This is a genomic window from Kitasatospora sp. NPDC056327 (genome assembly GCF_042261735.1).
Lineage (GTDB): Bacteria > Actinomycetota > Actinomycetes > Streptomycetales > Streptomycetaceae > Kitasatospora.
In genome coordinates this window covers 1-10,393 of record NZ_JBHJRC010000295.1, presented here as the reverse complement: position 1 = coordinate 10,393, position 10,393 = coordinate 1, and the positions used below count along the sequence as shown (strand labels likewise).

At 76.1% G+C, this 10,393-nt stretch carries 5 protein-coding genes; 4 read left to right on the top strand and 1 reads right to left on the bottom strand.

Annotated features, from left to right (window positions below):
- Window positions 1-31 precede the first annotated feature (31 nt).
- The gene (locus tag ACFCX4_RS30210; protein WP_376149271.1) at window positions 32-3,163 is read right to left on the bottom strand and encodes an amino acid adenylation domain-containing protein; all 3,132 of its coding nucleotides are present in this window, start codon (window positions 3,161-3,163) and stop codon (window positions 32-34) included.
- 553 nt (window positions 3,164-3,716) lie between these two features.
- On the opposite strand from ACFCX4_RS30210, the gene ACFCX4_RS30205 reads away from it, so the two are divergent.
- From ACFCX4_RS30205 to ACFCX4_RS30190, 4 genes are all read left to right on the top strand, one after another.
- Window positions 3,717-6,839, top strand: a complete 3,123-nt coding sequence (locus ACFCX4_RS30205; protein ID WP_376149268.1) for a phosphocholine-specific phospholipase C — start codon at window positions 3,717-3,719, stop codon at window positions 6,837-6,839.
- 272 nt (window positions 6,840-7,111) lie between these two features.
- Entirely contained in the window at window positions 7,112-7,480 is a 369-nt protein-coding gene (locus ACFCX4_RS30200; protein WP_376149265.1) for a hypothetical protein, read from the top strand.
- A gap of 178 nt (window positions 7,481-7,658) precedes the next feature.
- Window positions 7,659-8,099 carry a hypothetical protein gene (locus tag ACFCX4_RS30195; protein WP_376149262.1) on the top strand — a complete coding sequence of 147 codons (441 nt, stop codon included), beginning with the start codon at window positions 7,659-7,661 and terminating at the stop codon, window positions 8,097-8,099.
- 61 nt (window positions 8,100-8,160) lie between these two features.
- Window positions 8,161-10,353 carry an MMPL family transporter gene (locus tag ACFCX4_RS30190; protein WP_376149259.1) on the top strand — a complete coding sequence of 731 codons (2,193 nt, stop codon included), beginning with the start codon at window positions 8,161-8,163 and terminating at the stop codon, window positions 10,351-10,353.
- Window positions 10,354-10,393 lie beyond the last annotated feature (40 nt).

Sequence of the window (10,393 nt, the reverse complement as noted above, 5' to 3'; positions counted from 1 at the left end):
GGCCCGGTACGGGGCCGCGCCGCCCGGGGGGTCAGCGCAGGGCGCGGACGGCCGCCGCGATGCCGAGCGGCGTCGGGGTGGCGAAGAAGACGTCGAAGTCGAGCTCGACGCCGAGCAGGTCGCGGATCCGGGCGGTGATCTGGATGATCGTCAGGGAGTGCCCGCCGAGCTCGAAGAGGTCGTCCTCGGGGCCGAGCCCGGGCAGCCGGAGCACCTCGGACCAGACGCCGAGGACGGCGGTGAGCACCTCGTCGTGCTCCGCTCCGTCCTGCGGCCCGGCGGCCCGGTCGTCGACCGGCACCGGGGGGACGGGCAGCGCGCGCCGGTCCAGCTTGCCGTTGGGCGTCAGCGGCAGCCGGTCGAGCACCAGGAAGCGCTGCGGGACCGCGGCGCCGGGCAGCGACAGCTGGAGGTGGGCGCGCAGCTCGGCGGGCGCGGGGACGGTGGCCGCCCCGTCGCCGGCCGGGACGAGGTAGCCGGCGACGAACGGCTCGTCGTCGCCCTCCTCCCGGTGCACGGCCGCGGCGGCCTCGGCGACGGCCGGGTGGGCCAGCAGCGCCGCCTCGATCTCGCCCAGTTCGATCCGGTGGCCGCGGATCTTGACCTGGTCGTCCAGCCGGCCGAGGAACTCCAGTTCGCCCCCGGGGGTCCAGGCCACCAGGTCGCCGGTGCGGTAGAGCCGGTCGCCGGGCGCGCCGAACGGGTCGTCGACGAAGCGTTCGGCGGTGAGTCCGGGCCGTCCCAGATAGCCCTCGGCGAGCCCGTCGCCGCCCAGGTACAGCTCGCCCGGCACCCCGACCGGCAGCGGTCGGCGCCGGCCGTCGAGGACGTAGGCGCGGGTGTTGGCGATCGGCCGGCCGATCCGGACGGCCTCGGGCGGGGCCGGGAGGTCGGCGCAGGTGGACCAGACCGTGGTCTCGGTGGGCCCGTAGACGTTGAGCAGGCGGTCGGTGCCGGCCCGCAGCTGCCGGGCCAGCGGCAGCGGCAGGGCCTCGCCGCCGACCAGGCCGGTCAGGCCGGCGGGCAGCGCTCCGGCGCCGAGCAGGACCCGCCAGCCGGACGGGGTGGCCTGGACGTGGGTGACGCCCTCGCCCGCGATCAGCGCGCGCAGCCCCGGCCCGTCGACGGCCAGGCCGTCCGGGGCGAGCACCAGCCGGCCGCCGGTGGTCAGCGGCAGCAGCAGTTCGAGCGCGGAGATGTCGAAGGAGAGCGAGGTGAGGCCGAGCCAGACGTCCTCGGGGCCGGAGCCGAGCCGGTCGGCGAAGGCCGCGAGCAGGTTGACCAGTGCCCGGTGGCCGATCTCGACGCCCTTGGGGCGGCCGGTGGAGCCCGACGTGTAGAGCACGTAGGCGAGCCGGCCGGGGGCGGCGTCCGCGGCGCGGGCCGGGTGGGCGGTGCCGACGGCCTCGTCGAGCCGCAGCACGGCCGGGGCGGCGGCGGCCACCTCGGGAGCCGGGTCACGGTCGGCCAGCAGCAGGGCGGCGCCGGAGTCGGCCAGCACGAAGGCCAGCCGCTCGGCCGGGTAGCCCGGGTCCAGCGGGAGGTAGGCGGCGCCGACGGCGTGCACGGCGAGCAGTGCGGCCGGCAGTTCGGCGGTGCGGGCGAGGTGCAGGCCGACCAGGTCGTCCCGGCCGATGCCGGCGGCGGTGAGCGCGTTCGCCAGCCGGTCGGCCCGGCCGAGGAGTTCGCGGTAGCTGAGCCGCTCGTCGCCGGCCACCAGGGCGGGCGCGTCCGGGGTGGCGGCGGCCCGCTCGCGGACCAGGTCGAGCACGGTCCGGTCGGCCGGGTAGGCCTGCCCGGTGGCGTTCCAGTCGGTGGTCACGAGGCGCAGCTCGTCCGCGTCGAGCAGCGGCAGGTCGCCCAGGGCGGTGCCCGGCTCGGCCGCGGCGCCGGCGAGCAGGGTGGCGAAGTGGCCGGAGATCCGCCGGGCGGCGGCCGGGGCGAGGACGGCGGGGTCGTACTGGAGGGAGAACTCGACCGCCGTCTGGTCCGCGACGGCCTGCAGGTGCAGGGTGTTGCGGGCGGCGCCGTGGAAGACCGCCCAGTCGACCCGGGTGGTGCTGCCGGGGAAGACCGGCTCCGGGGTGGTCCGGCGGCGGTAGCCGAAGGAGACCGGGGCGAGCCCGGCGCGGGGGGTGAGTCCCGGCACGGCGCTTCCGAAGGGGACGGCCCGCAGCTCGGAGACCGGGCGCAGCTCGGCGCGCACCGCGTGGGCGTAGCGGGTGAACGGGGTCCGCTCGTCGATGCCGGCCGGGGCGTACACCGGCAGCTCGTTGACGAAGGGGCCGATCGCGCCGCGCTGCTCGGGGAGCCGGGTGGAGAAGGGCACGGAGACCGGGACGGCCTCGCCGCCGTAGCGGTGCAGCAGGCCGTGCAGGGCGGCGAGCAGGAACTCGAAGACGGTGACCCCGACGTCCCGGGCGGCGGCTTCCAGCTCGGCCCGGCCGGGGCCGTCGAGGCGCCAGGTGACGGCCTCGCCGGGGCCGGCGTCGGTGGTGGCCCGCGCGCCGCCGGGCAGCACCGGCTCGGTGGCGGCGGCCCAGCGGGGGCCGTGGAACGCGGCGGCCCGCCCGACGAGTGCGGCGTCCGGGGCCGGGGCGTCCGCGGCGGGCACGGTGCCGGTCGGCGCGGTCCCGGTCAGGGCGGCGGAGTACGCGGCGGCGAGGTCGGCGGCGAGCACGTCCTTGGAGGTGCCGTCGAACACCGCGTGGTGGGCGACCACCAGAAGTTCGGCGCCCCCGTCCGCCCGGTGGTGCAGGGTGAACCGGGCGAGCGGCCCGGTGGCGAGGTCGAAGGGGAGGGAGAGCTCCTCGGCGAGCCGTTTGGCGAGGGCCTCGCCGGTGTCGGCGGCCGTGTCCAGGACCCGGAGCGCGGGCGTCGGCCCGGCCGGGACCCGGTGGACCGCGCCGTCGCGCTCGACCAGGGTGGCGCCGAGCGCCGGGTGCCGGGCCGCGGTCACGGCGACGGCGCGGGCCAGGGCGTCGGTGTCGATCCGGTCGAAGTCGAGCCGCAGGGCGAGGTGGAAGACCTCGGGCACGTGGGTGAGCCGGCTGGTCAGCCAGATCCCGTGCTGGGCGGGGGAGGCGGGCCCCGGGGCGTCCGGCGCTCCCGCGGGTTCGCCCGGGGCGGGGGCAGGGTCGGGCCGGGTGAGGGGGTCGGACATGCTGTGCTCGATTCGGGAGTCGGAGACGGAGCTGCGGGGCACCCGTCCGAGCGGTGGCCGTGGCTGCGTCGACGCGGCACGGCGCGGTCGGACGGCGCGGTTGCCGAAGGGTGGCCGGCCCGCCCCGCGGACCGGTCGGCAGTACGCCGAGGCATGGCCGGACCCGACTCCCAGGTGTCCCCCCTGATGCGTCAGGCGATCCGATCCTCTCCCCCGTTCGAAGATCATTGGCCTCAACCTGCCGAGAGATTTCCACAGACCCCATGCCTCGTCAAGGCTTGTCCACGACCTGGCCGGAGCCTGCCGACGGTTCGTCAACTACCGGTTGCCCCGGGGAGCCTGGAGCGGCCGCCGGGGCGCCCGGGGGCGGCCGTCCGGCCGGGGTCGGCGGCGGGAGGCCGGAAGGGGCAAGTTGTCTGTACAGCTCTGGGTTCACTGTCCGTCATCGAAGCGCCATCGAACCCGCCGCTGCCGTCCATCTGGGGGCCGTACACATAACGGGTCTGGACCGAAGCGTCCGACTGCCCCCGCTGTGTACAAGGAGTCACCCCCGATGAGTCCGAAGCCCGAACTGTCGCGCCGCACCCTGCTCGGTGGCGCGGCGGCGGCCGCCGTGCTGTCCGCCCTCCCGCTCAGCGTGCGCGAGGCGCTCGCCGCCCCCGCCCGCCCCGGCCGCCTGGCGGACATCGAGCACGTCGTGGTGTTCATGCAGGAGAACCGCGCCTTCGACCACTACTTCGGCACCCAGGCCGGCGTCCGTGGCTTCGGAGACCGGACCGCGGTGCGCGGCGTCAACGGCCGCTCCGTCTTCCACCAGCCCGACCCGGGGCGCAAGGAGGGCTACCTGCTGCCCTTCCCGATGAACGCCGCGCACACCAACGCCTACCAGCAGGGTGCCCCCGCGTTCGGCTTCGTCGACTCGATGAAGGCGTGGAACGACGGCCTCGCCGACGGCTCGGTCACCCGCCGCTCCGGCGGCTGGCTCGGCCAGGGCTACTACGAGAGCGCCGACATGCCCTTCTACCACGCGCTCGCCACGGTCTTCACCACCTGTGACGCCTACTACGCGTCGGTGCAGTGCAACACCAACACCAACCGCGACCACTTCATGACGGGCACCAGTGGCGGCACCGTCCGGGACACCCCGGTGACCGACAACACCGAGATCCCCGGCGGCTACGAGTGGACCACCTACGCCGAGCGACTGGAGAAGGCCGGCGTCAGCTGGAAGACCTACCAGGCGCTCGACAACTTCGACGACAACGCGCTCGCCTGGTTCGCCCCCTTCGTCAAGGCCAGGCCCGGTGAGCCGCTGTACGAGCGCGGCATGCGGGCGGTCGGCGACCCGGCGAAGAAGAACGACCCCTTCGCGATGGGCGACGCCCTGGTCGAGGCCTTCGCCGCCGACGTCCAGGCCGACACGCTCCCGCAGGTCTCCTGGATCGTCGCCCCCGCCGCGCTCTCCGAGCACGCCAACTACGCGCCGCCGAACGGCGAGCACCTCACCGCCCGGCTCCTGGCGGCGCTGGCGGCGCGGCCCGAGGTCTGGCAGAAGACCGTCTTCATCCTCAACTACGACGAGCACGGCGGCTTCATGGACCACCAGCTGCCGCCCGTCCCGCCGCTCGCCACCGGCCGCGGCAAGTCCACCGTGCCGGTCGACGGCGAGGTCGTCGTCCGGGTCGGCAAGGGCGGCTCCACCTACCACCGGGTGGTGAGTCAGGACGGCAGGTACCGGGTCCGGGCCGCCGACGGCTCGCTCACCTGGTCCGACACCCTGCCCGCCGGCGAGACCCTGGTCTCCGGCCCCTACCCGATGGGCCTGGGCGTGCGGGTGCCGATGATCGTCGTCTCGCCGTGGACCCGCGGCGGCGTCGTCGACTCCACCGTCTACGACCACACCTCGGTGCTGCGCTTCCTGGAGCAGCGGTTCGGCATCCAGGAGCCCAACATCAGCCCCTGGCGGCGCTCGGTCTGCGGCGACCTCACCAACGTCTTCGACTTCTCCGGCCGCGACCCGCGCTGGCCCGAACTGCCGGACACCAGCGGCAACCGCCAGAAGGTCACCGACACCGGCAAGCTGCCCGCGCCCACCGTGCCGAACCCGCAGGTCTTCCCGCAGCAGGAGCGCGGCACCCGGGCCGCCCGCCCCGCCCCGTACAACCTGATCGTCAAGCCCCGCCTCAAGGGCGACCAGCTGACCGTCGACTTCATCAACCAGGGCAAGCAGGGCGCCGTCTTCGCGGTCTACCCGGAGCCGGGCACCCCGCCGCGCCACTACACCGTCGGCGCCAAGTCCCGGCTCTCCGACGTCTGGACGGTCGGCCGGGACGGCTACGACCTGCGGGTGCACGGCCCCAACGGCGCCCTGTGGCACCTGCGCGGCACCGTCGACGCGCCCTACGAGATCTCGCTCTCGGAGGAGAGGAACGGCAAGGTGCTGGAGGTGGACGTGATCAACCGCTCGCGCACCGCCCAGACCTTCCTGGTCGGCGACCTCGCCTACGGCGACGGGCTGCGCGAGGTCCGGGTCGCGGCGGGCGACGACAGGACCGTCAACGTCAAGGTCGGCCCGGAGGGCTGGTACGACGTCGCGGTGGGCGTGCGCGGCGAGCTCGGCTTCCGCCGCCGGATCGCCGGCCGCTTCCCCTGGGACGGCGAGCACCTGCTCACCGACCCGGCGATGGGCCTCGCCGATCCGCTGGCGCTGGACGTCGCGCTCAAGGCCGCCTCCACCACCATCGACGAGGCGATCCTGCTGCCCGGCCGCCCGGCGCGGGTCACCGCCCGGTTCACCGCGACCGCCGCGCTGAGCGCGGTCGAGGCCCAGCCGGTCGTCCCGGCCGGGTGGACGGTCGCCGCCGTCACCGCCCCGCCCGCCTCCCTCGCCGCCGGCGCCACCGCCACCGCCGAGTGGGACGTCACCCCGCCGGCCCAGCTGCCGGACGGCGCCACCCACCGCGTCCTGGTCACCGCCCGCGCGCTGGCGGGCGACCGCTTCGCCGTCGCCGACGGCGAGATCGCCGCCCGGACCGCGCCGGTGATGGCCGGCCACCTGCTGGGCGAGGACTTCGAGTCCCTGGCCGGCGCCCTCCAGCCGGTCGCCGGGGTGCTCGGCTGGACGCCGCAGGCCCCGCAGGGCTGGTCGGTCGTCAACGCGCCCGGCATGCCGCAGGGCACCACCCGCCTCCAGGGCTGGACCTTCCACACCAAGCGCGAGTGGTCGAGCCCGGCCGGCCAGGACCGCGGCAACTTCACCCGGGGCCTCGGCGTCCTGGCCGTCGCCGACCCGGACGACTGGGACGACACCGGCTCGCCGTCCAAGAAGGGCGTGTTCGACTCGACCCTGGTCTCGCCCGCCGTGCCCGTCCCGGCCGGCACCACCACCCTGCACCTGGGCTTCGACTCGCACTACCGGCAGGAGGCGCCGCAGAAGGCGGCGGTCACCGCGGTCTTCGACAACGGCGCCGAGACCCGGCTGGTCTTCTACAGCTCCGACGCCACCGGCAACGACAACGCCGGCAAGGACGTCCAGAACGCCTTCGTCACCAAGCAGTTCGCCGTTCCGGCGGGCGCCCGCAGCGTGACGCTGAAGTTCCGGATGTACGACGCCGGGAACAACTGGTTCTGGGCCGTCGACCACATCCGCCTGGACGTCCGGCCGATCACCGGCTGACCGTTCCCGGGCGCCCGCCCGGCCCGCGCCGTCCGGCCCGTCCGCACCTCCCGCTCCGGGGGCGCGGGCGGGCCGGACGTCCGCGTCCGCGGGGACCGGGCAGCTTCCTCGGGCATATGCCGGAAACAAGTGCGACCGCGTACTGTCAACAGGTGCGAACGCGACGCGGGAGGCGGCGCACCGGACCGGAAAGTCACTGTCCGCTGCCGTCGGGCCGCCGATAGGAATGGGTGACCGGCGCGGAACGACCGCGCCGCGGAAGGAGCCGCCCCGTGTCCCGTCTTCGCGCCGCCGCCCTGGCGCTCGGCTGTGCCGCCGCCGCGCTCACCATGACCGCCACGACCACCGCGCAGGCCGCCCCCGGCGACACCCTGAACGTCTGCAGCAGCCAGCTCACCCCGACCGGCTGGGTCGACGTCCAGTGGTGGAACGACCTGAGCTGCGGCTCGACCTTCAATCCCAACAAGAAGCAGATCAAGGACATCGCGGGGCTGCCGGTCGGCACCACGCTCACGGTCTGCGCGTCGACGTACCAGCCGACCGGCTGGGTTCAGCTCTCGTCCTTCTACAACAGCAGCTGCCGCTACTCCGCCGTTCCGAGCCTCAACAACAACGCCTGGCAGATCAAGCGCGTCTCCTGACGGTCCGCGGGCAGCGTGCCGACGGCCCACCGGTGCGGGACCGGTGGGCCGTCCGCACGTCCCGGGGGATTCGGCACGTCCCGGGGATTCGCCGCGCCCCGGACGCGGCGCGGCGGCAGACTGGGGCGGGCCCGCCCGCCCGCTGTCCGCCGCCCCGTCCGCCCGGGAGACCACCGCCGTGCACCGCAACCTGCTGCGCCTCACCGGCGCCGCCACCGCCGTCTACGGGCTCGCCGTCGCCCGCCGCCCCGCGCTGCTCGCCCGCCCGTCGGGCCTGACCGCCCCGGACGGATCGGTGCCCGCGCCGGTGGCCGCCTGCCTGCGCCCGCTCGCCCTGCGCGACGCCGCCTGCGGCCTCGCCATGGCCCTCGCCCCGAACGACGCCGCGCTGCGCACCGCGACCGCCCTGCGGATCGCCTCCGACCTCGGCGACGCCGCGCTGCTCGCCACCGCCCTCCCGGCCCGGCGGCACCGGGTGATGGCGGTCACCGTCTCGGTCGCCTGGGGTGCGCTCTCGGTGGCCGGACTGCTCGCCCGGAGCCCCGCCCGGCCGCCGGTCCGGGCCTCCGCGCCGGCCGCCGTCCCGCCCGGGGGTCTCTCCACCCGTCAAGTCTCTTGAGCATCGAGAGATATGATCCCGGGAGTCCGCCACCCCGTCCCAGCCCGGAGGGCACTCCGTCATGCCCGCAGACCGTCCCCCCGTCGCTCCGCCCTCCCCGGCGTCGCCCGAACCGCCGTCCGCCCGGCCCGCCCGCCGCCGCGCCCGCCTGCTGGTCCCGCTCGCCCTGCTGATCGTCTGGCTCGGCCTCGGCGGCGCCTTCGGCTCCTACGCGGGCCGGCTCGGCGAGGTCGCCACCAACGACCGCGCCGCCTTCCTGCCCCGCAGCGCCGAGTCCACCGAGGCCGCCCGCCTCGGCGAGGACTTCCGGGCCGGCGACACCCTGCCGGTCGTGATCGTCTGGGAGAGCCGCACGGGCCCCGTCGACGACAGCCGCCGCGCCGCCGCCGACCAGGCCCTGCGCGACGCCGCCGCACTGCCCGGCGCGACCGGGCACGCCTCGCCGGCCGTCCCCGCCGCGGACGGCCGCGCCCTCCAGGGCGTCGTCCAGCTGCGCGCCGACCTCGGCCGGGAGACCGCCGACACCCTGAGCGCCGTCCGGGGTCTCGCCGAGCGCGTCCCCGACACCACCGTCGGCCTGGCCGGACCGGCCGCCATCCTCGCCGACCTGGGCGGGGCGTTCGCCGGCATCGACGGTCTGCTGCTGGGCGTCGCGCTCGGCGTCGTCCTGCTGATCCTGCTCGCCGTCTACCGGGCCGTGCTGCTGCCCCTGCTGGTGATCCTCGGCGCCGTCTTCGCCCTCGGCATCGCCTGCGCCCTGGTCTACCTGCTCGCCGACCACGGCCTGGTCACCGTCGACGGCCAGATCCAGGGCCTGCTGTCGATCCTCGTCATCGGCGCCGCCACCGACTACGGCCTGCTGCTCTCCGCCCGCTTCCGGGAGGAGCTCCACCTGCACGGCGACCGCTTCGCCGCCATGCGCACCGCCTGGCGGCAGTCCGTCGAACCGGTCACCGCCTCCGGCGCCACCGTCGGGCTCGGCCTGCTGGTCCTGCTGCTCTCCGACCTCACCAACAACCGGGCGCTCGGCCCGGTCGGCGCCATCGGCATCGCCTGCGCGGTCCTCTCGGCGCTCACCTTCCTGCCCGCCGCGCTCGTGCTGGCCGGCCGCGCCGCCTACTGGCCGGCCAGGCCCGCCGCGGACGGCCGCGCCCCGGTGCACGCCGTCTGGGCCCGGACCGCCGCCCTGGTCGCCCGCCGCCCGCGCGCCCTGTGGGCGGCCAGCCTGGCCGTGCTGGCGGCGCTGGCCGCGTTCGCCCCGGCGCTGGACGCCGGTGGCGTCCCGCAGAGCGAGCTGTTCGTCAAGGCCCAGCCCTCGGCGGCCGGCCAGCGGCTGCTCTCCGCGCACTTCCCCGGCGGCAGCGGCAACCCCGCCGTGGTGATCGCCGCCGCCGACCGGTCGGCGGCCGTCACCGAGGCCGCCGCCGCCGTCCCCGGCGTGGCCGGCGTGCGCGCCACCACCGCCGGGGCGCCGGGCGGCCCGCCCCTGGTCGTCGACGGCCTGGTCCGCCTGGAGGCGACGCTCACCGACCCGGCCGACAGCGACGAGGCGATCGCCACCGTCCACCGGCTGCGCGAGGCCGTGCACGCCGTGCCGGACGCCCGGGCCCTGGTCGGCGGCTACACCGCCCAGCAGGAGGACACCCGGACCACCGCCGCCCGCGACCGCACCGTGATCACCCCGGTGGTGCTGCTGTGCGTGCTCGCCGTGCTCGTCCTGCTGCTGCGCTCCCTGGTCGCCCCGGTGCTGCTGGTCGCCACGGTCGCGCTCTCCTACCTGGCGACCCTCGGCGTGAGCGCGATCGTCTTCCCGCACGTCTTCGGGTTCTCCGCCGTGGACCCGTCCGTGCCGCTGTACGGGTACGTGTTCCTGGTCGCGCTCGGGGTCGACTACAACATCTTCCTGATGACCCGGGTCCGTGAGGAGTCGCTGCGCTCCGGCACCCGGGAGGGCGTGCTGCGCGGGCTCACCGCGACCGGCGGGGTGATCACCTCGGCGGGTGTGGTGCTGGCCGCGACCTTCGCCGCGCTCGGGGTGATCCCGCTGGCCTTCCTCGCCCAGATCGCCTTCATCGTGGCCTTCGGCGTGCTGCTGGACACCCTGCTGGTCCGATCACTGCTGGTGCCCGCCCTGGTCCGCGACCTCGGCGACCGGGTCTGGTGGCCGGCCCGCCTCGCCCGGCCCGCCCCCCACCCGTCCTCCCCGGACCCGGAGGCCACCCCGCCCCGCGACCCGGCCCCGACGGGCGCCTGACCCGCGTGACCCCGGCGGTCGCCGGCCGGACCCGCGGGTC

Coding starts and splice junctions, on each gene's coding strand:
- ACFCX4_RS30210 (WP_376149271.1), bottom strand. CDS start 3,163: ATGTCCGACCCCCTCACCCGGCCCGACCCTGCCCCCGCCCCGGGCGAA.
- ACFCX4_RS30205 (WP_376149268.1), top strand. CDS start 3,717: ATGAGTCCGAAGCCCGAACTGTCGCGCCGCACCCTGCTCGGTGGCGCG.
- ACFCX4_RS30190 (WP_376149259.1), top strand. CDS start 8,161: ATGCCCGCAGACCGTCCCCCCGTCGCTCCGCCCTCCCCGGCGTCGCCC.